Source organism: Caballeronia sordidicola (assembly GCF_000729995.1).
GTDB classification, from domain to species: domain Bacteria; phylum Pseudomonadota; class Gammaproteobacteria; order Burkholderiales; family Burkholderiaceae; genus Caballeronia; species Caballeronia sordidicola_A.
In genome coordinates, this window is sequence record NZ_JNFG01000202.1 from 19,894 (window position 1) to 43,610 (window position 23,717).

At 61.5% G+C, this 23,717-nt stretch carries 21 protein-coding genes; 9 read left to right on the forward strand and 12 right to left on the reverse strand.

Annotated elements, in window-relative coordinates:
- Positions 1-52 precede the first annotated feature (52 nt).
- The 4 genes from FH08_RS0140405 to msbA all read left to right on the forward strand — a co-directional run bounded on the left by FH08_RS0140405 (position 53) and on the right by msbA (position 5,863).
- On the forward strand, positions 53-1,333 hold the full coding sequence (locus FH08_RS0140405) for a nucleotide sugar dehydrogenase (RefSeq protein ID WP_031363801.1): 1,281 nt from the start codon (positions 53-55) through the stop codon (positions 1,331-1,333).
- Positions 1,334-1,436: 103 nt separating this feature from the next.
- Complete coding sequence (locus FH08_RS0140410) at positions 1,437-2,573, forward strand: glycosyltransferase family 9 protein (protein ID WP_031363802.1); 1,137 nt, start codon at positions 1,437-1,439, stop codon at positions 2,571-2,573.
- Complete coding sequence (locus FH08_RS0140415; protein ID WP_031363803.1) at positions 2,570-3,862, forward strand: O-antigen ligase family protein; 1,293 nt, start codon at positions 2,570-2,572, stop codon at positions 3,860-3,862. The genes FH08_RS0140410 and FH08_RS0140415 overlap by 4 nt, the downstream gene beginning before the upstream one ends.
- A gap of 282 nt (positions 3,863-4,144) precedes the next feature.
- Complete coding sequence (gene msbA, locus FH08_RS0140420; protein ID WP_200878866.1) at positions 4,145-5,863, forward strand: lipid A export permease/ATP-binding protein MsbA; 1,719 nt, start codon at positions 4,145-4,147, stop codon at positions 5,861-5,863.
- A 208-nt stretch (positions 5,864-6,071) separates the two neighbouring features.
- Here msbA and FH08_RS0140425 read toward each other — a convergent pair whose 3' ends face one another.
- The 3 genes from FH08_RS0140425 to FH08_RS0140435 form a co-directional block, all read right to left on the reverse strand.
- Positions 6,072-6,710 carry a VC0807 family protein gene (locus FH08_RS0140425; protein ID WP_031363805.1) on the reverse strand — a complete coding sequence of 213 codons (639 nt, stop codon included), beginning with the start codon at positions 6,708-6,710 and terminating at the stop codon, positions 6,072-6,074.
- A gap of 69 nt (positions 6,711-6,779) precedes the next feature.
- The gene (locus FH08_RS0140430) at positions 6,780-7,082 is read right to left on the reverse strand and encodes a hypothetical protein (protein ID WP_031363806.1); all 303 of its coding nucleotides are present in this window, start codon (positions 7,080-7,082) and stop codon (positions 6,780-6,782) included.
- 106 nt (positions 7,083-7,188) lie between these two features.
- A complete protein-coding gene (locus tag FH08_RS0140435; protein ID WP_031363807.1) occupies positions 7,189-10,401 on the reverse strand; it encodes a multidrug efflux RND transporter permease subunit in 3,213 nt (1,070 codons plus the stop codon).
- 1,004 nt (positions 10,402-11,405) lie between these two features.
- On the opposite strand from FH08_RS0140435, the gene FH08_RS53800 reads away from it, so the two are divergent.
- Complete coding sequence (locus FH08_RS53800; protein ID WP_235210659.1) at positions 11,406-11,777, forward strand: type II toxin-antitoxin system RelE family toxin; 372 nt, start codon at positions 11,406-11,408, stop codon at positions 11,775-11,777.
- On the forward strand, positions 11,774-12,145 hold the full coding sequence (locus FH08_RS0140445; protein WP_031363809.1) for a helix-turn-helix domain-containing protein: 372 nt from the start codon (positions 11,774-11,776) through the stop codon (positions 12,143-12,145). Before FH08_RS53800 ends, FH08_RS0140445 begins: the two co-directional genes overlap by 4 nt.
- A gap of 20 nt (positions 12,146-12,165) precedes the next feature.
- On the opposite strand, the gene rng is transcribed toward FH08_RS0140445, so the two are convergent.
- The 9 genes from rng to upp form a co-directional block, all read right to left on the reverse strand.
- Positions 12,166-13,635, reverse strand: coding sequence for a ribonuclease G (gene rng / locus FH08_RS0140450; protein ID WP_031363810.1), 1,470 nt, complete (start codon positions 13,633-13,635; stop codon positions 12,166-12,168).
- Between the two features lie 7 nt (positions 13,636-13,642).
- Positions 13,643-14,263, reverse strand: a complete 621-nt coding sequence (locus FH08_RS0140455) for a Maf family protein (protein WP_031363811.1) — start codon at positions 14,261-14,263, stop codon at positions 13,643-13,645.
- 76 nt (positions 14,264-14,339) lie between these two features.
- On the reverse strand, positions 14,340-14,810 hold the full coding sequence (gene rlmH, locus FH08_RS0140460) for a 23S rRNA (pseudouridine(1915)-N(3))-methyltransferase RlmH (protein WP_031363812.1): 471 nt from the start codon (positions 14,808-14,810) through the stop codon (positions 14,340-14,342).
- Between the two features lie 107 nt (positions 14,811-14,917).
- Positions 14,918-15,355: a ribosome silencing factor gene (rsfS, locus tag FH08_RS0140465; protein WP_031363813.1), complete on the reverse strand. Its 438-nt coding sequence runs from the start codon at positions 15,353-15,355 to the stop codon at positions 14,918-14,920.
- A 16-nt stretch (positions 15,356-15,371) separates the two neighbouring features.
- On the reverse strand, positions 15,372-16,097 hold the full coding sequence (locus FH08_RS0140470; RefSeq protein WP_081889747.1) for a nicotinate-nucleotide adenylyltransferase: 726 nt from the start codon (positions 16,095-16,097) through the stop codon (positions 15,372-15,374).
- A gap of 67 nt (positions 16,098-16,164) precedes the next feature.
- Positions 16,165-17,088 carry an oxygen-dependent coproporphyrinogen oxidase gene (gene hemF / locus FH08_RS0140475; RefSeq protein WP_031363815.1) on the reverse strand — a complete coding sequence of 308 codons (924 nt, stop codon included), beginning with the start codon at positions 17,086-17,088 and terminating at the stop codon, positions 16,165-16,167.
- 218 nt (positions 17,089-17,306) lie between these two features.
- On the reverse strand, positions 17,307-18,596 hold the full coding sequence (gene purD, locus FH08_RS0140480; protein WP_031363816.1) for a phosphoribosylamine--glycine ligase: 1,290 nt from the start codon (positions 18,594-18,596) through the stop codon (positions 17,307-17,309).
- 595 nt (positions 18,597-19,191) lie between these two features.
- Complete coding sequence (locus FH08_RS0140485) at positions 19,192-19,920, reverse strand: YebC/PmpR family DNA-binding transcriptional regulator (protein ID WP_031363817.1); 729 nt, start codon at positions 19,918-19,920, stop codon at positions 19,192-19,194.
- Between the two features lie 417 nt (positions 19,921-20,337).
- The gene (upp, locus tag FH08_RS0140495; RefSeq protein WP_031363818.1) at positions 20,338-20,991 is read right to left on the reverse strand and encodes a uracil phosphoribosyltransferase; all 654 of its coding nucleotides are present in this window, start codon (positions 20,989-20,991) and stop codon (positions 20,338-20,340) included.
- A gap of 350 nt (positions 20,992-21,341) precedes the next feature.
- On the opposite strand from upp, the gene FH08_RS0140500 reads away from it, so the two are divergent.
- Genes FH08_RS0140500 through FH08_RS0140510 form a run of 3 tightly spaced genes read left to right on the forward strand, consistent with a single transcriptional unit; the run spans position 21,342 to position 23,579 of the window.
- Complete coding sequence (locus tag FH08_RS0140500) at positions 21,342-22,121, forward strand: SDR family oxidoreductase (RefSeq protein ID WP_031363819.1); 780 nt, start codon at positions 21,342-21,344, stop codon at positions 22,119-22,121.
- Between the two features lie 50 nt (positions 22,122-22,171).
- A complete protein-coding gene (locus FH08_RS0140505) occupies positions 22,172-22,558 on the forward strand; it encodes a methylglyoxal synthase (protein ID WP_031363820.1) in 387 nt (128 codons plus the stop codon).
- 46 nt (positions 22,559-22,604) lie between these two features.
- Positions 22,605-23,579: a quinone oxidoreductase family protein gene (locus tag FH08_RS0140510; protein WP_031363821.1), complete on the forward strand. Its 975-nt coding sequence runs from the start codon at positions 22,605-22,607 to the stop codon at positions 23,577-23,579.
- The last annotated feature ends 138 nt before the right edge of the window (positions 23,580-23,717 follow it).

Here is a 23,717-nt window from a genome sequence, read left to right on the forward strand (position 1 = left end):
CGGGAGCGGCCTTCGGGCATGCCCATCTTGAAAATTATGAGTACTTCTTACCATGCATGATCGCTACATTTCTGTTATTGGGCTGGGCTATGTGGGTTTGCCTGTCGCCATCGCGTTCGGCCTGCAACGCCGCACGATTGGTTTCGATACGAGCCCGGGTCGGCTCGCCGATCTGCGTGCAGGCCTCGATCGCAATGGCGAAACCAGCCGCGAGGAACTGGCTGCTGCTTGCCTCGAGCTGACCGATAGCATCGACACACTGCGGCAAGCCGATTTTCATATTGTCGCGGTCCCTACGCCAATCAGCTCGGGCGCGCAGCCGGACCTGATGCCGGTGAAGCAGGCGTCGGAAACGGTCGGCCGCGCACTCAAACGCGGCGATGTGGTGGTGTATGAATCAACGGTCTATCCGGGTGTCACCGAGGAAATCTGCATCCCGATCCTAGAGCGTGAATCGGGCCTCAAGCTGGGCATCGATTTCACGGTTGGCTACAGTCCGGAGCGTATCAATCCCGGCGACAAGCAGCACACGTTTCACAATATCGTGAAGATCGTGTCCGGTTCGGATGCCGCAACGCTTGATCTCGTGGCGAAGGTCTATGGCTCGGTGGTGATGGCCGGTGTGTACCGTGCCGGTTCGATCAAGGTGGCCGAGGCCGCGAAGGTCATCGAGAACACGCAGCGTGATCTGAATATTGCGCTGATGAACGAGGCGGCCATCATCTTTGATTACCTCGATATCGACACACGCGAAGTCCTGGACGCCGCCGGCACCAAGTGGAACTTCCTGGATTTCACGCCGGGACTGGTGGGCGGACATTGCATCGGCGTGGATCCGTATTATCTGACGCACAAGGCGCAGGTCTCCGGTTATACGCCCCAGGTGATCCTGGCCGGGCGCCGCGTGAACGACGGCATGGGCCGGTTCGTGGCCGATCGCGCCGTCAAGACGCTGATCCGGACCGGGCGCGCGCCGCTGCGTGCCAAGGCGACGGTGCTTGGGCTAACGTTCAAGGAAAACTGTCCGGATTTGCGCAATTCGAAAGTGATCGATATCGTGCATCACCTGCAAGACTACGGGCTCGAGGTTCAGCTTCACGATCCGCTCGCGGATGCCGTGGAAGCCTTCGATGAATACGGCGTGACGCTGACGGGTTTCGACGCACTGGAACCCGCCGATCTGATTGTGCTGGCGGTTCCACATCGCGAGTTCTTGATGAAGCCGGACGCGTTGCTGGCGCTGGCGAAACCCGGCGCCGTGTTCGCCGATGTCAAGTCGAGCCTGCCGCTTGATGCAATCAGCGCGGCCGGTCTCGTAGTATGGCGTCTGTAACAACCCGGAAAACAACTCGGATAACAACTCGAAAAACCCGGAAATTCGGGGCTCACCGCGACCAACCGGCATAATCTGGGTTTCACGTAGGAACGCCACCTGAATGAGCCGACTTTCCGGACGCGTTCGCATCTTCGCTCGCGCGTTGCCCCGGCTGGCGTTGAAGCCGCTGCGCCGCAAGCCGCAAGCCTTGAAGCGCATCCTGATTGCGCATCATTTGCTGCTCGGCGACACCCTGCTGCTCACGCCGCTCGTCGCGAAGCTTCGCGCGCAATATCCTGACGCGCACATCGTGCTGACTTGTCCCAAGCCGATCGTGCCGCTCTATGCGGGCAGGCCGTTTGGTCTCAACGTCATTGCCTTCGACCCGCGCGACTTCCGCTCGGTCAACGCGGTGCTGCGTTCGGGACCGTATGATCTTGGCATCGTGGCCGGGGATAATCGGCACGCGTGGCTTGCATTAGGGGCCGGGTGCCGCTGGATCATCGGACATGCCGCGGACACACCGGCCTGGAAAAACCTGCCGCTCGACGAAGCCGTGCCGTATCCCGACGCGCCCGCGGCATGGGCCGACCTCGCCGCCGAACTGGTGGCCGGGCCGCCGCCCCGGCCGTATCGGTTGAGCGATTGGCCTGCGCCTGCACCCGCCGTATTTTCAGAACCCGATGCGCGTGCGTTGCGAAGTCCTTACGTGGTCTTACATCCGGGCGCGAGCACTGAGGTCAAACGCTGGCCCGATGACCGCTGGAAAGCACTGGCGGCGTTTGTCGAAGCACGGGGTTTCACGCCTGTGTGGAGCGGCGGACCGAGCGAGACGGCGTTGATCGATGCAATCGATCCCGATGGCCGTTATCCAAATTTCGCGGGCCGGATCGACCTGGGACAGGTGTGGCATCTGTTCTCCGGTGCGCGGGCGATCGTCTGTCCGGACACGGGCGTGGCGCACCTCGGGCGTCTCACCGGTGTGCCGACGATCACCTTGTTCGGCCCCGGTAACGCGTTGATACACGGCGCGGGGAATTACTGGCGCGATGCACCGTTCATGCCGGTTACTATCGCGGACATGCCGTGCCGCGATGAACCGAATATCTTCAGACGGCACGTGGCCTGGGCTCGCCGCTGTGACCGCAATACGACGACGTGCGTCGCGTGGCGCGGTGACCATGCGGACTGCATGGGATTTATTTCGCTTGAGGTCGTCTGCAACAGCTTGCAGGCGGTCCTTCCGGGAGTGCAATGACGAAGACGTGCAAGCTGGTGGAACGCGTTTTGTGGGTGGCGTGTCCAGTGATTATGTTTGTCGCGATGTTTGCCCATATGACCGCGCTCGAGAATATGGCGCTGGTGCTGGTGGGCGTCGGCACGATTGCCGCGGCTTGTTCTTCGGCGCGGCCGTCGCCGCTGCATTGGCCGCTGCTGTGGCCTATTGTTGTCTGGAGTGCGTGGGCGCTGGCGTCGATCGCGTGGTCGCCGTATCCACGCGACAGCATGCACGCCTGGCTCGATGAAGTGCTGTATCCGCTAGTGTCGTTCTTCGCGTTCTGGCTGATCGGCACGCGCACGGCCAGACCTGAGCGGATGGTGTTGATCAACTGGGTGGCCTGCGTGTTGCTGGCCGCCGGCAGCCTGTATTACTGGGGCCGTTTGCAGCCGCCCACGAACCCCGCCGACGTCCTTCTCCACTATTACAACCGCGTCGGCCACACGAGCACCCTTGTCATCTTTTCGATGACGCTCTTCACCGGCCTGATGCTGAACCGCCGCTGGTGGCCGATCGGTCTGAGCGGGCTCGTGCTGGCGCTGGTCATCGGGCTGGCGACGCTCAACCGTTTCTTCTGGCCCGCTGCGGCCGTGACGCTCGTCGTTGCGTGTTACCCGCTGTATCGCAAGCACTTGGTCATCGCAGGCGTGTGCATTGCGGTGATCTGCGTGGCGGCGGTCGGCACGCTCGAATTGAGCGCACGGCTTCGTTACGGCCATGCCATGCCGAAGCCCGCTGCACGGGAGCTGAGAATGGGCGGCGACCAGGTGTATGTACCCCAGGCGCTCTCGGGGATTGGCGATGTCATGTCTTCCGATACCCGTCCCAAACTGTGGGCGTTCTACGGCCGGGAAGGTGAGTCGCATACTTGGACGGGCATTGGTTTCGGCAAGCCGTTGCCGGGGCGGGTATTTCAGAACGAAATACCGCCTGCATTGCTGGAGACGGAACCGCAGGCGCTGACCCATGCGCACAACCTGTTTTTGAATACCTGGCTGGAGACGGGGATAGTGGGCGTGGTGCTGGAGGCTGCGTTGCTGCTTGCGTTGATCCGGCGTTTCTGGCGGCTGCGGCATGTGGTGCCCTGGCTGAGCGCGGCGGGCATGGCGCTGGTCATCGGCATGATTGCAAAGAATTTCACCGACGACTTCATGTGGCAGACCACCGCGCTCGCCTTTTGGTGTTTTTCAGGGTTTCTGCTCGGCCGCGGCGAGCGCTTGGCGGGGAGGGTTGCGCCGGCACGAGGGGCTTTATCGGAGCAGCAGTAGGGCCGGGCTTGCGAGCCTGCTGTGGCGCTCGCCCGGCCAAGGCTCTTAATGAGACAAAAGGGGCCGGCGCATTACAATAGCGGTTTGCCGAGCCGGCTTGCCGTGTCGGCGGGATTCAGCGCGCTCAGAGCCGCCCCGGCGCAGGTTCAGTCCTGCTCCGCCCGCCGTCCGACCCACGAATTTACGCATTCACGCATCCACGATTAGGGACACCTTTTGAGTCAGAAGCCAACCTTGAGCAAGACGATCGGCAGCGGGGAGACCACGTCCCCGTCCGCCGTGATGAACCGGCTCTGGCCGTACATCCGGCCCCTGATCTGGATTGTTGCGCTCGGCCTTATCGCCATGGGTTTCGTCGCCGCAAGCGAGGCGGGCATTCCCATGCTGCTCAAGCCGTTGCTTGATCACGGCTTTGGCGCGAAAGGCAGCTCGGACGCCAAGTGGATCGTGCCGGCCGCCGTGGTGGGGCTCGCGGTCGTGCGGGGCGGCGCGCAATACGCGTCGGGCTACTTGCTCTCCTATGTCACGAACAAGATCCTGCTGCAGCTGCGCCTGAAGATGTTCGACCGCATGATTCACACCAGCGCCGGTTTCTTCCAGCGGGAAACAGCCAGTACGATCATCAATGCGATCGTGTTCGAGGTGAACCAGATCCTCAACGTGCTCCAGAGCGTGGTCGTCACACTCGTGCGCGATTCGCTGACCGTCATATTCTTGCTGGGCTACCTGTTCATCCTCAACTGGCGCCTGACGCTGGTGATTGCGGTGATCCTGCCGGCTATCGGCTGGCTGGTGAGCAAGATCAACCGACGGCTCCGGCGGCTCAATCGCGAGTCGCAGTTGCTGACGAACGAACTGTCGTACATCGTGGAAGAGACCGTTGGCGGTTACAAGGTCGTCAAGGTTCACAACGGCCAGCGCTACGAAAACGACCGTTTCACCGAGATGAGCAATCGCCTGCGCGGTTACCAGATGCGCATGACGGTGTCCGGCGGTCTCGCGCAGCCGCTCACGCAGTTTTTGGCATCGATTGCACTGGCCATCGTGATCACCATCGCCGTGGTGCAGTCGGCCAACGACCAGACGACCGTCGGCGGTTTCGTGGCGTTCGTCACGTCCATGCTGCTGGTGATCTCGCCGCTCAAGCACCTGATCGATATCAACCAGCCGATGCAGCGCGGCATGACGGCGGCGGAACTGATCTTCGGTCTGATCGATGAACCCGTCGAGCCCGAAGGCGGCGGCCGGCCGCTCGAGCGCGCCAGCGGCGAGGTGGAGTTCCGCGAGGTGTCGTTCAGTTATGGAACGACCGGAACGCCAACGCTCGATGCGATCTCGTTCAAGATCGCCCCCGGCGAAATGGTGGCGCTGGCCGGTGCGTCGGGAAGCGGCAAGACCACGCTGGTCAACCTGTTGCCGCGTTTCTTCGATCCTGCCAGCGGCGCGGTGCTGGTCGACGGCGTGCCACTGCAGGAGTACAGCCTGCACGATCTGCGCGGACAAATGGCGATGGTGAGCCAGGACGTGGTGCTCTTCAACGACACGATCGCGGCCAACGTCGCGTACGGCCAGACGCCGGATCGTGAGCGGGTGATGGCGGCGCTGGCTGCAGCGAATCTCGCCGATGTCGTCGCGGCCATGCCCGAGGGCGTGGACACGCGCGTGGGCGGCAATGGCATGCGCCTGTCGGGCGGGCAGCGGCAACGGCTGGCCATTGCGCGGGCGATCTACAAGGACGCGCCTATTCTCATTCTCGACGAAGCCACATCCGCGCTCGATTCCGAGTCCGAACGGCACGTGCAGCAAGCCTTGGAAACGTTGATGAAGGGGCGCACGACGCTGGTGATTGCGCACCGCCTTTCGACCATTGAACGGGCCGACCGGATCCTGGTGATGGACGCCGGAAAAATCGCCGAGCACGGCAGCCACGCCGAATTGTTGCGCCAGAACGGGCTGTACGCGAACCTTCACCGGATCCAGTATCAGCAGCAGGCAGCCTGAAGCTATTTCGATTTAATCGATGCGCGCCCCTGGCCGGAACGGCCGGGGGCGCGTTTTTGTTTTGGGGAGCGTGGAGGAGCCCGTTGTGTGCTGTGCGGTGGATCGTGTTTCTGTGGAGCCAAGGATGGAAGGCAACGCGACGATCGGCGGGCTTGCGAACCGGCCATCGCGTTTATGCAGCCCAGCAGGCTGAGGCAACCTCTTGGTGTTATGGACCAACGGCCGCTGTAGGCGCAGCCGTAGCGCGCCTCTGCATCTTCTTGCGATACATAAACGTCCACACGGTGAGCGCGCCATAGATGGCATATCCGATGAACGGCGAAACCACTAGGAATCGCTCGACCGGCCAGTGCCACGCCAGCCAGCTTCGCAGCGCATTTTCGCCCGTCAGGCCGAGGCCCCACACAGCAGTCATTAGGCGAACCGACCGACGCAGGCCAGGCCGCTCATTCCACATCCCTTCGAAGCGTGCCGCGCCGCCTTCTTCCTTACGCGCGACCGTTGCACGCGCGAGATAAAAGGTGAGCGGACGCTGCATCGCGAGGGACAACAAGAACACGACGCCGACAGCACCCGAGGCCATCGATTCACGCATCAACAGCAGCCGTGGACTGCCGCCGAGCGCCATCAGTACGATGGACAGCGCGATCCCGAGCAGGACCACAATACTAAGGGCATCGACGCGACGGGTTCTCGCGAACTCCACGAGACTCCACGCGACAGGCGGTACCGCCGATGCGTAGAGCGCGCCGAGTTCGCCCCAATGCGGCAACGCGAGCCGATACGCAAGCCACGGCAGGACAAGATTGACTGCGAGCTCAACGACAACACCTGCTCGTATCTTCATGACTTCATGACGAAAGGGGTCCGGGGAAGGGAACAGGAAGCACTAAGGAAACCATGACGCGAGCGATCCTCATTGCGTGAACACAGACACGACAATCGCCAGCCACAGCGCACCTACGCCACCCAGAAACGCATGACGGGCGACGTGCAGGCGGAATTCATCGTCGGGGCGTTTTGTTGGAGACGTGGCGAGCCAGGGCACTAAACCGAGGCACGCGAAACCGGCGAGTGCCAGCAAGGCGACGGAGATATCGCCGGAGCGCCAATGCGAGCCCTCGTGGATACCCCAGTAACCGAGGAACACGATGCCGATGGAAAACACCGTCGATGCGGCCGAACTGAGTGCCTGGACCGATCCCGCTGGAAATTGCATGAACTGCCTCCCGACACGCGTGAAAGCACGCGAGATGTCGCCATGATAGGGGAATCGGATCGGTGGAACGGGGAGGCTGCGCCGCGCGCGAATCTACAGCCTCTCGCTATCCTTCCTGCGGGCCTTGAACGTCGCCACGCGGCGCCTCGGACTCGACGACGTTTGCCGTGGCCTTCTCCCGTGTCATCGACTTCACCCGGTCTTGAATAAACCGCTGCCCCGACACGACGATATAAAACGCCAGCGGCGTGAACACGAGCCCGAGCACGGTCGCCGTAATCGCACCGCCGAATACGCCGGTCCCGATCGACCGCCGGCTCTCCGCCCCGGCGCCGCTCGACACGAGCAACGGCACGACGCCCAGCAAAAACGCCGCCGATGTCATCACGATCGGCCGGAAACGCGCACTCGCCGCCGCGACAATGGCGTCCTTCAACGGCGCGCCATCGGCGTAAAGCGTGCGCGCGAACTGCACGATCAGGATCGCGTTTTTCGCCGATAACCCGATCACCGTGATCATGCCGACTTTGAAGTAGACATCGTTGGGCATGCCGCGCAGAAGCATCGCGATCACTGCGCCGATCACGCCCAGCGGCACGATGGTCAGCACCGCGAGCGGGATGGTCCAGCTCTCGTAAAGCGCCGCGAGCGCCATGAACACGGCCAGTAGCGACAAGCCAATGAGTATCGGCGTGAGGCGGGCGGCGCGCGTCTCTTCAAGCGCCGTATCGGTCCAGTCGTAACCCACGCCCACCGGCAGCGCTTGCGCGAGCCGCTCCATCGCGGCCATCGCCGCACCGGAACTCGTGCCGTTGGCGGGACGGCCGCTGACATCGAGCGAAGGCGAACCGTTGTAGCGCGTGAGGACCGTCGGTCCGGTCGTCCAGTGCAGCGACGCTACGGACGATAACGGCACCATCTGCCCCGCGGCGTTACGCACCGATAGGTTCATGAGACTGTCTTCGGTCATGCGCGACGACGCGTCGGCGGCGACCATCACGCGGCGCATGCGGCCGCCCGAAGGGAAGTCGTCGATATACGACGAGCCGAAGGTGTTCCCGAGCGCGTCGCCGATCTTGTCGAACGAGACGCCCAGCGCATAAGCCTTCGCGCGATCGACATCCAGCACGATGCGCGGCGCATCCGGCAACGCTTCCGAGTGCACATCGGCGAAAGCGGGATTGTTGCGAGCCTGCTCGAAGAGCTGTTCGCGCGCGGCGGTCAGTGCTGCGATACCGATGCCGCCGCGATCTTCCAGACGCATCACAAACCCTTCCGAATGGCCCATGCCGGGCACCGATGGCGGCATCTGGGCAGCCACGTCGCCGTCCATGATCTTCGAGAACGAGCGGTTCAGCGTGTCGCGCAGCGTGGCGGCGTCGGTATTGCGCGCTGACCACTCCTTCAAATCGACGAAACACATCGCCACGTTCTGGCCGCTGCCCTGGAAACTCCAGCCGACCACGCTCGTCACGTTCGCCACCGCCGGTTCGCGTTTCAGGATCGCTTCCGCCTGTTCGACGACCGCGAGCGTGCGCGCCTGCGTGGCGCCCGCCGGCAACTGCACCATCACCTGAAGCTGCGCCTGGTCTTCCTGGGGCAAGAAGCCACCCGGCATATGCAGGTAAAGCGCCGCGCACGCGCCGGCTAGCACGAGATACACCACGAACATGGGACCCGCGCGGCGCAGGACGCGCGCGACCAGCCCGCGATATCCCCGCGAGGTCCAGTCGAAGGCCGCTGTGAAGCCGAACGAACGGCTACCGGCTTCGTGTGAGCCGCGTGAATCGTGTAAACCACGGCGCAAGGCGCTTCGCGGCGGCGCCTTCAGCAGGTTCGCGCATAGCGCCGGCGTCAGTGAAAGGGCGGTGAATGCGGACACGAGAATCGACGCGATCATCGCGACCGTGAACTGCCGGTAAATCCCGCCGACACTGCCGGGGAAAAACGCCATCGGCACGAACACGGCAGTCAGCACTGCAGTAATACCGACGATCGCGCTGCCCATCTGCTGCATCGCCCGGCGGGTGGCCGCGCGTGGCGCAAGACCCTCTTCACGCATCACGCGATCGACGTTCTCGACCACGACAATGGCGTCGTCGACCAGGATCCCGATCGCCAGCACCATCGCGAACATGGTGAACACGTTGATCGACATGCCGAGCACATAAAGCGCAAGCAGCGCGCCGGTCAATGCAACCGGAATGACCACGGTGGGCACCAGTGCATAACGCAAGTCGCGCAGGAATAGCCACATGACCAGGAACACCAGCAGCACCGCTTCGAACAGCGTCAGCGCCACTTCGTGCAGCGCGACGTGGACGAACTTGGCGCTGTCGGCCGGGATCTCCACGGCCACGCCCGGCGGCAGGCTGCGCGACAGTTCCGCAAGCTTCGCGCGGATCGCGGCGGAGGTTTCCATCGCGTTGCCTTGCGGCGAGAGCCGGATACCGACGGTTGCCGCCGGCTTGCCGTTCAGCCGCGAAAACGACGCGTAGCTGTCGCGGCCCACCTCCACCCGCGCGACATCCTTCAGCCGAACGGCCGATCCATCCGCGCGCGCCTTCAGCACGATCTCGCCGAATTCGGCCGGCGAGACCAACTGCCCCCTGACCGTGACCGATGCCGTCAGTTGTTGACCGGTGACAAAGGGCACGTCGCCGAGCGTGCCGGCGGTGACCGTCGCGTTTTGCGCCGCGATGGCTTGAGTCACATCGGCGGCGGCCAGGTTGAATTCGCGCAGCTTCATCGGATCGATCCAGACCCGCAACGCTTCTCCGGCATCCCACAATTCGGCTGAGCCGACGCCCGGCGCACGCTTCAAGTCGCGCAGCATGTAGCGATTGACGTAGTCGCTCAGTTCCACGGAATCGCGATGGTCGTCGGTGGACGTGAGCGCGACGAGCATCAGGAACGTGCCGGTCGACTTGAAGACGGTGATCCCTTGCTGCACGACTTGCTGCGGCAGCCGCGACTCGATCTGCTTCATCCGGTTCTGGACATCGACCATGGCGATGTCCGGGTTCGTGCCCGCCGAAAACGTGGCGGCGATCTCGAGTTCGCCCAGGCTGTCGCTGGTAGTTTCGTAGTATTGCAAGCCTTCGGCGCCGTCCAGGCTTTCTTCGATCACGCTCGCGACGGTGTTGTCCACGCTTTCCGGCGATGCGCCCGGGTACATCGCAGCAATCACAATGCGTGGCGGTGTCAGCCGCGGATACTGCGAGACAGGCAGGAAGGGCGTGACCAGTGCACCTGCCACAAAAATGGCCAGGGCAACAATCCACGCAAAGACAGGACGATCGATGAAAAAAGACGGCACGCAAGTCCTCGCGATTCAAGGAGGTTGATTGAAGGCTACCGGGATTTGCCGATCTTCATCGGGGGCAGTCGCGGCCGGGATGCCGCGGCATTCCCGCGGGGATCCGCGAGTGATAGTTGATCCGGGATTACGCCAATCTTGCGTGGCGATCGTTGTGCTGAGACCGTTGCGTCGGATAAGCGAGCTTTGAAGATTGCGACGATGGGCTTTTGTGTTGCGTTCGACCAAACGTCAGCGGAGTGATATTAAAAATATAAAATAGTTGTGTCCAGCATTATTAAGAGCGGCTTTTGAGATCGCGTTTTATCGCGATCTTGCTGAACACGTAATTTAATATTGGACGATGACGAGATTATGCTTTTAAAGCATGGACTATTATCAAATGTGATATTCGACAATGCCGTTGCGGGACGATCGTGGTCGAAATGAGTCAAGCTGGATAACTGATCATCGACAGGCTGTTCGGGCGGCCTGTCGAAGCTGGCCCAGTCACAACGCGTCATCAACCGAATCGGGAAGTCTTGCTCGAAGCCGCTTGCTCGAGCATCGAGATGACGGCATCTATGTGACCTATGCGCTTGCGTTGCGCCGGCATGAGGCTCATCGACAATACGGAATTAACACGGCTTCGCCAATAGGATAAGGACAGCCCGTGACTGGATGCAATCCGGTTGATTATCTGTTCCAGATGCGCAAGATCGGTTTCTATGAGCTGGTGATTCATTGTGTTCCCCAGTAGCGCCGTCTTTTTTTACGGTCGCTGGTTTTTGCCGTCGGGTTCAACGCTTTTTTATGCGTTATAGAAGCCGGCACGGCTTGGTGCTTCAGTAACATCCGGCTCTGGTCTGGCATGTTGAAGAAGAGCCGCTTCGCCGTTGCACTGGTCAATGCCCGGCTTATAGGGCTTTCAGCATGAGTCGTGCCACACTCCACTGGGCTACGGGGAAACGCTATCGGCCCTTTACTGACAACGGTAGCGGGCGACGGGAAGTAGCCGGAAAACGATGAGCGGTGCTTATGCGCATGGCGTCGTTACGACCGTTGTTACGGCGTTACGTCGCACGAAGTTACGTTTGTTCCTGGGGCAGTGCAGGTGGGTGCGGAACTGTGCGCCGAGGAGGCGCCTGAAGCAGCGGCGCAACCAAAACGCCGCCAAGGTACTCAGAACAATGGCGCGAAATGTCGCTGCCACGATCCAGGCGAAGATAAAGGTGCTTGCGAACGATCCGTATTCGGCTACCAATGTGAAGAAGCTAACCGGACGCGATGGCTATCGGTTACGTGTTGGTGACTGGCGTGTTTTGTTTGAAATCAACGATGGCAAACTGGTGATCCTGGTGCTTGCCGTCAGACCTCGAGGAGGGGCTTACGAATGACTGCCATTCAATTTATCGAGCGCGACGGTCGTGCTGAATTCGCGATCGTGCCTATCGAAATCTGGAACCGCGTCGCGCCGTTGATCGAGGATCTCGATGACGAAGCGCTTTTTGATCAAGCGAAAGCCGCCGACGATGGTTTCCACGTGCCAGCCGTTGTGCTTGATGCTGAGTTGGCCGGCGTACACCCGATACGCGCCTGGCGCGAATATCGCAATCTCACTCAGGACGCATTGAGCGAAGCATCTGGCATTAGCAAGCCGTATTTGAGCCAGATCGAAAGTGGCAAGCGAAACGGCACCTTCAAAAAACTGGCTGCTATAGCCAAGGCGCTCTCTGTCCCTGTGGATATCCTTGCGCAGCAGTAGTTTTTTGTGCCGCCGAGTTCCTACATCAAAACGATGTCGTACTGCTCCTGACTCAGATTCGACTCAACCTGCAGTGAAACCGGCTTCCCAATAAAGTCCATCAGCATCGCCAGATGTTGCGACTCTTCTTCGAGAAACAAATCGATAACCTGCTGCGACGCCACCACGCGAAACTCACGCGGATTGAACTGCCGCGACTCACGCATGATCTCGCGCAGCACGTCGTAACACACCGTGCGCGGCGTCTTCACCTGCCCTTTGCCATCGCAGGTCGGGCACGGTTCGCACAACACATGCGCGAGCGACTCACGCGTACGCTTGCGTGTCATTTCCACCAGCCCTAACTGCGAAAATCCGTTGACCGTCACCCGCGTCCGATCCCGCGACAACGCTTTCTTCAACTCGCCCAGCACCTGATCGCGATGCTCGACGTTCTCCATATCGATGAAATCGATAATGATGATCCCGCCAAGATTCCTCAACCGCAGTTGCCTTGCAATGGTGTGCGCTGCTTCGAGATTGGTTTTGAAGATCGTATCGTCGAAATTACGGGCACCTACATAACCGCCCGTATTCACGTCGATGGTGGTCATTGCCTCGGTCTGGTCGATCATCAGATAACCGCCTGACTTCAAGTCGACCCGGCGTGACAACGCTCGCTGAATCTCGGCTTCAATGTTGTACAGGTCGTACAGCGGCCGCTCGCCCGCGTAGTGATGCACGCGCGAAGCCACAGCCGGCGTGAACTCGATCGCGAAGTCAGCCAACATCTGGTAAGTCTCGCGCGAATCGACCTGAATACGCGAAGTCTCGTCGTTGACGAAATCGCGTAATACTCGCTGGGCAAGATTGAGATCCTGATGTAGCAGGGAGGTCGGCGCCACGCGCTGCGCTTGCGCGACAATCGCCGTCCACGTCTTGCGCAAATAAGCGACGTCGGCCGCCAGTTCTTCACTCGATGCATCTTCCGCAATCGTCCGGACGATGTACCCGCCTTTTTCATCGACAGGAAGAACGGCCGTGAGCCGTGCCCGGATAGCCTCGCGTTCGGCCTCGCTGGCAATCTTCTGCGAGATCCCAATATGCGGTTCCTGCGGCAGATAAACCAGCGTTCGCCCCGCGATACTCACCTGCGTGGACAGCCGTGCACCCTTCGTGCCGATAGGATCCTTGACAACCTGCACCATCAGCGCCTGTCCTTCGAACACGATCTTCTCGATAGGCGTGTGCGGTGCGTTCGAATGCGTTTCGCCTGCAATACGGGGATGCCAGATATCCGCTACGTGCAGGAACGCTGCGCGCTCTAGCCCGATATCTATAAAGGCCGACTGCATGCCGGGCAGCACGCGCACGACCTTGCCGAGATAGACATTGCCGACCCGTCCGCGCGACAACGTGCGCTCGACGTGAAGCTCTTGCACCGCGCCTTGCTGAACGAGGGCAACGCGGGTTTCCTGCGGTGTGACGTTGATCAGGATTTCTTCGTTCATGGACTGTTTAGAAGTCGACGCGCGCCACGCGCAGGAGTGCTGCTGTTTCGAAAAGAGGCAGGCCCATGATACCCGAATAGGACCCTTCGATTCGTTCGATAAACGCCGCGGCACGTCCCTGAACGCCATATGCACCGGCCTTTCCGAGCGGTTCGCCGGTGGCCGCGTAACGCTGCAGTGCAGCACGTTCGACAGCGGCGAACTGCACAAGCGAACGCGACAGAACAGGCGGGAGCAGAACGCCGTCGGCATCGACGACGGCAAGCGCTGTCAGCACCTCATGATCGCGCCCGGATAGCCGTTCGAGCATCGCGACGGCATGGTCCGCGTTGTCGGGCTTGCCCATGATCGCGCCATCAAGCGTGACGGTCGTATCGGCAACCAGGATGGGGGCGGCACGATGCGCGCCTTTTACGCAGCGTGCGTAGGCCGCTTGCGCCTTTGCTGCGCAAACACGCAGGACATAGGCGTCCGCCGCCTCGCCGGGCAACTCGGCTTCGAGCGCTTCAGCGTCTTCATCGGGACGCGGCAGCAGCAACTCGAAGCGAACGCCGAGTTGCTGCAACAGTTCTTGCCGCCGGGGACTTTGCGACGCGAGGTAAACAAAAGGGAAATTGGACGATGGCATGTTCGCGGATATTGAAGGTCACGCGCCGGCAAGCTCCAAGCGCGCTCGTTCAACGCCCGATGCGCCGCCTCTCACTTCAAGCGCGATGATAGGGATGGTTCTGCGTGATGCTCCACGCGCGATAAAGCTGTTCGGCCAGCAGCACGCGGACCATGCCGTGCGGCAGCGTGAGACTTGAAACACGCAGCAGGACTTCGGCGCGCGCCTTGACCTGCGGGTCGAGACCGTCGGCTCCGCCGATCACGAACGCCACATCGCGGCCTTCCTGCTGCCAGTCCGGCAATGCGCCGGCGAGTTGCATGGTGGTCCAGTCACGGCCGCGTTCGTCGAGCGCGACGACCCGCGCATTCTTGGGCAACGCCGACTCGATTCGCAGGCGTTCGGCGGCCATCACGCTCTCGGCGTTACGTCCCGATGAACGCTGTTCGGGCTTGATCTCGCGCAACTCGATACGCAGCTCTGGCGGCATGCGCTTCGCATACTCGTCGAAGCCGGTCGCAATCCAGTCAGGCATCTTGTGGCCGACCGCAAGGATATGAAGTTTCATGGCGACATGGCAACGCGCTTGGACCGCGCTTTGGTTCCCGCTTTGCGTCCCGTTACGCCCGCGCTACGCCCGTGCCGTGACAGCGCGACGTTCGCGTTCGGCCAGTCTCAGCGGCGCGTGGTCTTGCGAGCCGGCTTGGCGGCGGGCTCGTCGTCTTCGTCGTCCGGCGCGCTCACTTGTGCGCCACTGAAGCCACCCGAGCTTTGCAGCTTGACGCGCACGGGTTTGTCGCCCCAGACCTCTTCGAGGTTGTAGTACTGGCGCAGCGCCGGTTGCAGGATATGGACGACCGCGTCGCCGCAATCGACCAGCACCCACTCGCCAACCTCTTCGCCTTCGGTGCTGATGACGTCGCCGCCCAGCCCCTTGACCTTGTCGCGCACGCTGTTGGCGAGCGCCTTGGTCTGACGATTCGACGTGCCGCTCGCGACGATGACACGGTCGAAGAGGGCGGTCAGGTGGGTGGTGTTGAACACCTTGATGTCCTGCGCCTTGACGTCTTCGAGACCGTCGATGATCGCGCGTTGAAGCTTTGTGATTTCCATATTTTTACCGATGGTTTTACCGATGATACAAGTGGTGATGAACAATATAGTCCCATACGGCGGACGGTACATGACTCTCGGCGTCTATCTCACCCGCCGCGTGCGCTCGTAGCCGTTCGCCCAACTGCTCGCGGATTTCCGTAGCGGACACTTCCAGCTCCAGCGCCGAATCGATCAGCAGATGACCGTGCGGCGTGGCCTGGAGCACTTCAGCCGGGGCGCTGCGCGTGACAATTTCCTCGGCCACCGCGGGAGAAACCGTTGAGACGTCAAATCCTGCGCGGGTTTCCACGCACACGTGCGCAAATTCAAACAGGCGTTTCCAGTCGCGCCATGAATCCAGGTGCACGAGCTGGTCGGCGCCGATCAAAAGCGACAGCGACGCGTCCGGACCTTCGCGCGCGCGCCAGCGAGCCAGCGTCTCCACGGTATAGGTCGGGCCGTCGTGATCGATTTCATCGGTGGCGACGATGACTTGCAAGCCTTCCGCATGCAGAGAATCGGCCGCCGCGCGGGTCATGGCAAGCCGGTGATGCGCCGCGGTTACATCCTTTTTCTGCCACGGCTGGCCGGCCGGCAACAGCACGAGTTCGGTCAGGTCGAGCAACTCGGCGAAACGGCGCGCAAGGGCTAGGTGCGCGTCGTGAATCGGGTCGAACGTGCCGCCCAGCAAACCGACGCGTCGAGCGCAAGGGAGGTTCGATTTCAGTGGACGATCCTCTTCGGGGACAGATTGCACCAGGGGCCGCGATCAGGTCTCATAGTCTGCAGCTTTCTTGCGGCTTCTTTGTGCTGCTCTCGTAGTTCTTTTATAGCCACTCTCGCGCCACCAGGAAATCCGAGTAAAGCCGAGCTTCGGGCGTACCAGGCTCCGGTTTCCAGTTGTAGCGCCACGAGACGGCCGGTGGCATCGACATCAGGATGGATTCCGTACGGCCGCCGCTTTGCAGCCCGAACAGGGTGCCGCGGTCGAAGACGAGGTTGAATTCCACGTACCGGCCGCGCCGGTACGTCTGGAATTCACGCTGCGCTTCGCTGTAAGGCGTGTCGCGCCGGCGTTCGATGACCGGCAGATACGCGGCCAGGAAGCTGTCGCCGACGCTGCGCACCATGGCGAACGATTCGTCGAAACCGGGTTCCGAGACGTCGTCGAAGAAAATCCCGCCGATCCCACGCGCTTCATTGCGATGCTTGAGATAAAAATATTCGTCACACCATTTCTTGAAACGCGGGTACAGATCCGTGCCGAAGGGTGCCAGCGCATCCCGGCAGACGCCGTGAAAATGCCGCGCGTCTTCCTCATAGGCGTAGTAAGGCGTGAGGTCCATGCCGCCGCCGAACCAGAACAGCGGCGGTTCGCCCGCTTTTGTCGCGATCAGCAGACGCACGTTCATGTGCACGGTAGGGCAGTGCGGATTGCGCGGATGCATGACGAGCGACACGCCTATGGCCTCGAAACCACGCCCGGCAAGTTGCGGACGCGCGGCGCTCGCCGAGGCTGGCAAAGCGTCGCCGGCTACATCGGAGAAACCGATGCCGCCACGTTCGAAAAACTGGCCACCTTCGAGAATCCGCGTGCTGCCGCCCCCGCGCAACCGTTCTTCCGGGCCACGCTGCCAGGAATCGATGAGGAATTCGTTGCCGTCGAACGCGCCAAGCGTCTGCGCGATCTGCTTTTGCAAACCGGTCAGATAAGTGCGGACAGCTTGTACGTCGTAGGTTGGAGCGGTCATCGTCGACTGTTTTACGGCTTGCGGGAAAAGAGCCCGGAGCGGGTGAACCCTGGTTTAGCCCAAAGTTGCCTGGCCCTGCGCGTTCCTTCTAAAACCCGCTGCCGGACGCGAAGGTCCGGCAGCGGGTTGCTCAATTTGCTGCGTTTTGCATGTCTGGCTAAAGTTTCGCGCTACGTGCGCCACGTGAACCGGCCCCCGGTTGCGCTTCCGGTTCCGCTTCAGCTCTGCCGGTCTGCCGTTTTACGGTTCAGTGCGCGATAACCAATGTCTCGCCGATACTGCATGCCGTCGAACGTGATTTGATTGATCGTATCGTAGACGACAGACTGCGCGCCACGTACCGAGTCCGACAAACCCACGACGCACAGCACACGTCCCCCCGACGTGCTGAGCTTCTCGTTTTCCAGCGTGGTGCCTGCGTGGAAAGTCACGGCTTCCGGCGTCTCCGGCGGAATGCCATTGATCCGGTCACCCTTGCGCGGCGTGTCCGGATAGTTGTGCGCGGCCAGCACGACGCCGAGGGCCGTGCGCCGGTCCCATTCGATCTCCGCCGTCGCCAGCGTCCCGGCAATCGCGAGTTCCACCACCTTCGAGAAATCGCCCTTCAGGCGCGCCATGATCGGCTGGGTTTCCGGATCGCCCATCCGGCAATTGAATTCGAGCGTTTTCGGATTGCCGTGTGCGTCGATCATCAGGCCGGCGTAGAGGAAACCGGTGTAGCGGATGCCTTCCTGCTCCATGCCACGTACCGTCGGCAGGATGATTTCGCGCATGACGCGGGCGTGCAATTGCGGCGTGACAATAGGCGCGGGTGAATACGCGCCCATGCCGCCGGTGTTCGGGCCCTTGTCGCCGTCAAGCAGGCGCTTGTGATCCTGACTCGACGCCAGTGCCAGCACGTGCTTGCCGTCCACCATCACGATAAAGCTGGCTTCCTCGCCGTCCAGGAATTCCTCGATCACCACGCGCGCACCGGCGTCGCCCAGTTTGTTGTCGGCGAGCATGGAATCGACGGCCGCGTGGGCTTCTTCAAGCGTCGTTGCCACGACCACGCCCTTGCCGGCAGCCAGTCCGTCGGCCTTGATGACGATGGGCGCGCCTTTCGTGTCGAGATACGCGTGAGCAGCAGCGATGTCCGTGAACGTTTCGTACTCCGCCGTCGGAATAGCGTGGCGCTTCATGAACGCCTTCGCGAAATCCTTCGAGCTTTCCAACTGCGCCGCTTCCTTGGTCGGGCCGAAAATCTTCAGGCCACGTGAGCGGAACAGGTTGACGATACCCGCCGCAAGCGGACCTTCGGGGCCGACCACGGTCAGCGCAATCTGCTCTTTCTCGGCGAAATCGGCGAGCGCGGCAGGATCGGTGATGTCGACATTGAGCAGACGCTCGTCCTGAGCCGTGCCGCCGTTACCCGGCGCGACATAAACCATTTGCACGCGCGGCGACTGCGCGAGTTTCCAAGCGAGCGCATGTTCGCGACCGCCGGAACCGACGACGAGTAACTTCATTTAAATCCTCGAAGATCTTAAGAAATTCATGGCGGTAGGAGGGCAGACCGGTTCGAATCGATTTGTACCAATTCGAGCTGATTTAAACGGGTCTGCCGCGCCTGATCCGCGGAAATCTGCTTTGCCTGCGCCGGATCTTGGCCGGTCGTCTGCCGAATTCCCGGCGGGCGCATTGACGCGGGGAAGTGCTTCGCGCCATCACGCGGCTGCGTCACTCGATTCCCGGCTGTCAAACGCGGCTCCCGGCCTGGTTCGGCCCACTTCAACAACACTATCCAGCCTGTATTTCAGGCCTATATTTCGGAGAGCATGTCCGGCGTGGTCTGCCGGCCTGCCTTTCACATATCGCGCGAGACCGCGGGGCATTCATCCATGGCCAATGCTTTCGCCTGTGGACGTGTCCGGGTCCCGCTCTTCAAACAAACGACCAAAGCACAACAGCAACACCAGCTGCCTATGCACCAATCGAGCCAGGGACACGCACTGGCGTGTACGGCGTCCCGCCGGCACATTGTTGCTGCGCGGGCGTTCAGGCAAGCCGGGTCGGTGTTACGCGGTGGCCGGCCTGCTCACGCGCTGCTCATTTACCCGGCAATCATTCCTGGTCGATGGCCGCGTTGGTGTACACCTCTTGCACGTCGTCCAGATTTTCCAGCGCGTCGAGCAGTTTCTGCATTTTCAACGCTTCCTCGCCGGTGAACTCGACTTCGGTCTGCGGTTTCATGATGACTTCCGCCACTTCGGCCTTGAAACCTGCGGCTCCCAGCGCGTCTTTCACCTTCTGGAAATCGTTGGCCGGGCACACCACTTCAATACTGCCGTCGTCATTGGTCACCACATCGTCTGCGCCGGCTTCGAGCGCTGCTTCCATCAGCTTGTCTTCGGACGTGCCGGGAGCGAACAGGAACTGGCCGACGTGATCGAACATGAACGCCACCGAGCCGTCCGTGCCCATGTTGCCGCCGAACTTCGAGAACGCGTGGCGGACTTCCGCGACGGTCCGGGTACGGTTGTCCGTCATGGTGTCCACGATGATCGCCGCGCCGCCGATACCGTAGCCTTCGTAGCGAATTTCTTCATACGTCGCGCCGTCGACACCACCCACGCCGCGCTGGATCGCGCGGTTGATGTTGTCCTTGGGCATGTTGGCGTCGTAGGCTTTTTCGACGGAGAGCCGCAGGCGCGGGTTCGTGTCCATTTCTCCGCCGCCCATGCGGGCAGCGACCTGAATTTCCTTGATAAGACGCGTCCAGACCTTGCCACGCTTGGCATCGGTCGCCGCTTTCTTATGCTTGATGTTGGCCCATTTTGAATGACCCGCCATACCTTTCTCCATCGCGCGCGAGCTTCTCTCGCACGCCTGTGTGTCAATGATGCCGCCCTATCCCGAAAAGGCGCTTCTCGCCGGCCGGCATTTTATGTTCGCGCTGCCTGGTTGCAGGGCGCAAATGGCATGGCGTAGCACCGCGCACGCCCCGTATTTGCTGTTCTGCGGGACCGGGCCGGTTGCCGACAATCCGCGAATCCACAATTCCGCGAATTGACACACCCGCCGACAACCTGCTGCTGGCCAAATGACGCCAGCTTTTTCCGTCGGTTAGTCCCGTCAGCCAACCCAATGCGCGAACCGCTTATTTGGCGGACCCGAATTTTATCATGGCGCGCCGCTTCAGCAGGCGTCGGGCTTGCCCGGACGGCGCGAACGTCGTGGCATGCTCCCGTGCTGGAGCTTGGTTCCGGGCTAGTTCTTCGTACCGAATAACCGGTCGCCGGCGTCGCCCAAGCCCGGCACGATATACGCGTGCTCGTTCAAATGCGAGTCGAGCGAGGCCACATACAGCTTCACGTCCGGGTGGGCGTCCGAGAAAACCTTCACGCCCTCTGGCGCCGCAACCAGCGCTACAAAGATGATGTTTTCACCAAGCACCTTGCGCCGTTTCATGACATCCACGGCATGGACCGCCGAATAGCCGGTTGCCAGCATTGGATCGCACAGGATGAACACGCGCTCTTCCAGATCCGGCGGCAGGCGCACGAGATATTCGACCGGCCGGTGATCCTCCGCGCGATACACGCCGATATGGCCGACCCGCGCCGACGGAATCAGGTCCAGGAGCCCGTCCGACATGCCGATACCGGCCCGCAGCACCGGCACGATAGCCAGTTTCTTGCCTGCAATCACGGGCGAGTCGACGGTGACCAGCGGCGTTTCAACACGCTTCGTGGTCAGCGGCAGGTTGCGGGTGATTTCATAACCCATCAGCAGCGTGATCTCGCGCAGCAACTCGCGAAACGTTCGCGTGGACGTGTCCTTGTCCCGCATGTGCGTCAGCTTATGCTGAATCAGCGGGTGGTTAAGGATGAAGAGATTGGGAAAGCGGCTGTCCTGTTTCATGGAATTCGCGCGGTTGCCGCGGCATTAAGTGTGGATTCGGGTGAATCGGGTAATTCGTTCGGTGCTGAAGCCGCGCAAGTTTTGCATGGCTGGGCTCAAGCAATGACGCCAGTTTACCCAAATTAGGCACGCCAAAAGCGGAGATTGCGGCCGATAGGTCGTCCGGTCTATTGCGCGGCCGACGTCCGATCCCTCATTCTTCTAGAATTGCATCACGCGGTCGCAACAAACGGACGGTGAACCAGGATTTGGCACAAGATTTCAATAACCCGGTTTTAATCGTTTCCACCGGTTTGATGTGGGCAACCAAACGCGGGCAACTAAACGCGGGCAACCAGAAAGGGACAGCAATGGACATGGGAATCAAGGGGCGCACGGCGCTCGTGTGCGCGGCCAGCAAGGGTTTGGGACGCGGTTGCGCCGAGGCGCTGGCGGCCGAAGGCGTCAATCTCGTGATCCTGGCGCGCACGGTGGGACCACTCGAAGCCACGGCCGAGCATCTTCGTGCAAGCTTTGGCGTGACGGTGACGGCGGTAGCGTGCGACATCACCACGGCCGAAGGCCACGCCGCGGCGCTGGCCGCGTGTCCTGCGCCGGACATCCTCGTGAACAATGCCGGCGGTCCGCCGCCGGGGGATTTCAGGCAGTTCTCGCGCGACGACTGGATCAAGGCGCTTGATTCGAACATGCTGACCCCGATCGAACTCATCAAGCGGACGCTCGACGGCATGATCGAGCGTGGCTTTGGACGTATCGTGAATATCACGAGCTCATCGGTGAAGGCGCCTATCGACGTGCTGGGCCTGTCGAACGGTGCGCGTTCAGGGTTGACGGGTTTTGTCGCGGGTTTGTCGCGCAAGGTCGCGGCGACCGGCGTCACCATCAACAACCTGCTGCCGGGCTCCTTTGATACCGACCGGCTCGTCACCACGTTCGAGGCGGATGCGAAGGCGAACAACATCTCGGTGGAAGAGGCCAAGAAGCGCCGCATGAGCCGGCTGCCGGCGGGCCGCTTCGGAACGTCGGAGGAGTTCGGCCGGGCGTGCGCGTATTTGTGCAGCGTCCATGCCGGCTACATTACCGGGCAAAACCTGCTGATCGACGGCGGTGCTTATCCGGGCACGTATTGATCGTCGAATCCTATAAAACTTCATAGTCCATCAAACCCCGGAGGCATTCGATGAACCCACGCGTCGCGCTGATTGCGCACGACATGAAGAAAGATGACATCGTGGCGCTGGCTGGTGAATTCGCGGCCACGCTGGCGCAGTGCCGGCTGGTGGCGACCGGCACGACCGGTGCGCGGATTGCAGCGGCCCATGGTCTGGAGGTCGAGCGCAAGCTCTCCGGACCGTTCGGCGGCGATTTGCAGATTGGCGCTGAACTGGCCGAGGGACGGGTCGACGTGGTGGTTTTCCTGCGCGACCCCATGACGCCGCAACCGCACGAGCCGGACATCAATGCGCTGGTGCGCGCGTGCGACGTCCACAACGTGGCGTGCGCGACGAATCTCGCGACAGCACGCATGATTCTCGATGATCTGAAGCTACGCCTGGATCGGGTTTAGGCCGCGCTGAATAGTGACCGGCTGACGCCGGCAAAAGGAGACAAGGGTGACAAAGGCAATTCGATTCGATAAAACCGGTGGCCCGGAAGTGATGAAATGGGTCGACGTCGAAGTGGGCGAGCCGGGCAAGGGCGAGATTCGCGTGAAACATCATGCGGTCGGCTTGAACTTTATCGACGTGTACTTTCGTACAGGGTTATATCCCATGCCGCTGCCGGCCGGACTTGGCATGGAAGCGGCTGGCGAGGTGACAGCGGTCGGTGAGGGCGTGACAGGCTTCAAGGTGGGCGACCGGGTGGCCTACGCGTCGCGGCCGCCGGGCGCGTATGCGCAGGAGCGGGTCATGTCGGCGCAATACGTCGTGCGCCTTCCCGATGCAATAGCGTATGAGGATGCGGCGTCGGTGATGTTGCAGGGCCTGACCGCGCAATATCTGCTGCGACGCACGTATCGCGTGAAAGCCGGCGATACGATCCTGATCCACGCGGCAGCGGGCGGCGTAGGCATGCTCGCGTGCCAGTGGGCGAAGGCGCTCGGCGCGACGGTGATTGGTACGGTCGGCTCGGACGAGAAGGCCGAGCTCGCGAAGGCGCACGGCTGTGATCATCCGATCGTCTATACCCGTGAAGACTTCACGAAGCGGGTGCGCGAGATCACGAATGGCGCAGGCGTCCCGGTGGTCTACGATTCCATCGGCAAGGACACGTATACGGCATCGCTCGATTGCCTCGCACCGTTGGGCCTGTTCGTGAGTTTCGGCAATACATCGGGGCCGTTGCCACCCATCGATTCGTCCGAGTTCGCCGGACGCGGTTCGTTGTATTTCACGCGGCCCACGTTGTTCAGCTATATGGCCAAACGCAGTGATCTCGAGGAGATGACAGGCGAACTGTTCGATGTATTGAGTACAGGCCAGGTCAAGACGAGCGTGCGGCAGCGGTATCCGCTGGCCGAAGCGGCCAAGGCGCACGAGGATCTGGAGGCGCGCCGAACCACGGGATCGACTATTTTCCTGCCTTGATAAGAGCGTGAAGAGGGGCGGACGCGGCGGTCTGCATTGCCGCGCCGTCCATTGCGGGCAGGACGATGAATGCGAAAAAAGTATTCGACGGATAACGCAACGGAGGGACCATCTTGCGATCCGCTTTATTCAAATGCG

Excerpts from the sequence above, each read along its gene's own strand:
- FH08_RS0140500 (WP_031363819.1), top strand. The coding sequence starts at position 21,342 with ATGGACATGGGAATCAAGGGGCGCACGGCGCTCGTGTGCGCGGCCAGC.
- FH08_RS0140485 (WP_031363817.1), bottom strand. The coding sequence starts at position 19,920 with ATGGCGGGTCATTCAAAATGGGCCAACATCAAGCATAAGAAAGCGGCG.
- upp (WP_031363818.1), bottom strand. The coding sequence starts at position 20,991 with ATGAAACAGGACAGCCGCTTTCCCAATCTCTTCATCCTTAACCACCCG.
- FH08_RS0140505 (WP_031363820.1), top strand. The coding sequence starts at position 22,172 with ATGAACCCACGCGTCGCGCTGATTGCGCACGACATGAAGAAAGATGAC.
- FH08_RS0140455 (WP_031363811.1), bottom strand. The coding sequence starts at position 14,263 with ATGCCATCGTCCAATTTCCCTTTTGTTTACCTCGCGTCGCAAAGTCCC.
- FH08_RS0140415 (WP_031363803.1), top strand. The coding sequence starts at position 2,570 with ATGACGAAGACGTGCAAGCTGGTGGAACGCGTTTTGTGGGTGGCGTGT.
- FH08_RS0140410 (WP_031363802.1), top strand. The coding sequence starts at position 1,437 with ATGAGCCGACTTTCCGGACGCGTTCGCATCTTCGCTCGCGCGTTGCCC.
- FH08_RS0140425 (WP_031363805.1), bottom strand. The coding sequence starts at position 6,710 with ATGAAGATACGAGCAGGTGTTGTCGTTGAGCTCGCAGTCAATCTTGTC.
- hemF (WP_031363815.1), bottom strand. The coding sequence starts at position 17,088 with ATGACCGCTCCAACCTACGACGTACAAGCTGTCCGCACTTATCTGACC.
- FH08_RS0140445 (WP_031363809.1), top strand. The coding sequence starts at position 11,774 with ATGACTGCCATTCAATTTATCGAGCGCGACGGTCGTGCTGAATTCGCG.
- rsfS (WP_031363813.1), bottom strand. The coding sequence starts at position 15,355 with ATGGAAATCACAAAGCTTCAACGCGCGATCATCGACGGTCTCGAAGAC.
- FH08_RS53800 (WP_235210659.1), top strand. The coding sequence starts at position 11,406 with ATGAGCGGTGCTTATGCGCATGGCGTCGTTACGACCGTTGTTACGGCG.
- rng (WP_031363810.1), bottom strand. The coding sequence starts at position 13,635 with ATGAACGAAGAAATCCTGATCAACGTCACACCGCAGGAAACCCGCGTT.
- FH08_RS0140430 (WP_031363806.1), bottom strand. The coding sequence starts at position 7,082 with ATGCAATTTCCAGCGGGATCGGTCCAGGCACTCAGTTCGGCCGCATCG.
- FH08_RS0140405 (WP_031363801.1), top strand. The coding sequence starts at position 53 with ATGCATGATCGCTACATTTCTGTTATTGGGCTGGGCTATGTGGGTTTG.
- purD (WP_031363816.1), bottom strand. The coding sequence starts at position 18,596 with ATGAAGTTACTCGTCGTCGGTTCCGGCGGTCGCGAACATGCGCTCGCT.
- rlmH (WP_031363812.1), bottom strand. The coding sequence starts at position 14,810 with ATGAAACTTCATATCCTTGCGGTCGGCCACAAGATGCCTGACTGGATT.
- msbA (WP_200878866.1), top strand. The coding sequence starts at position 4,145 with ATGAACCGGCTCTGGCCGTACATCCGGCCCCTGATCTGGATTGTTGCG.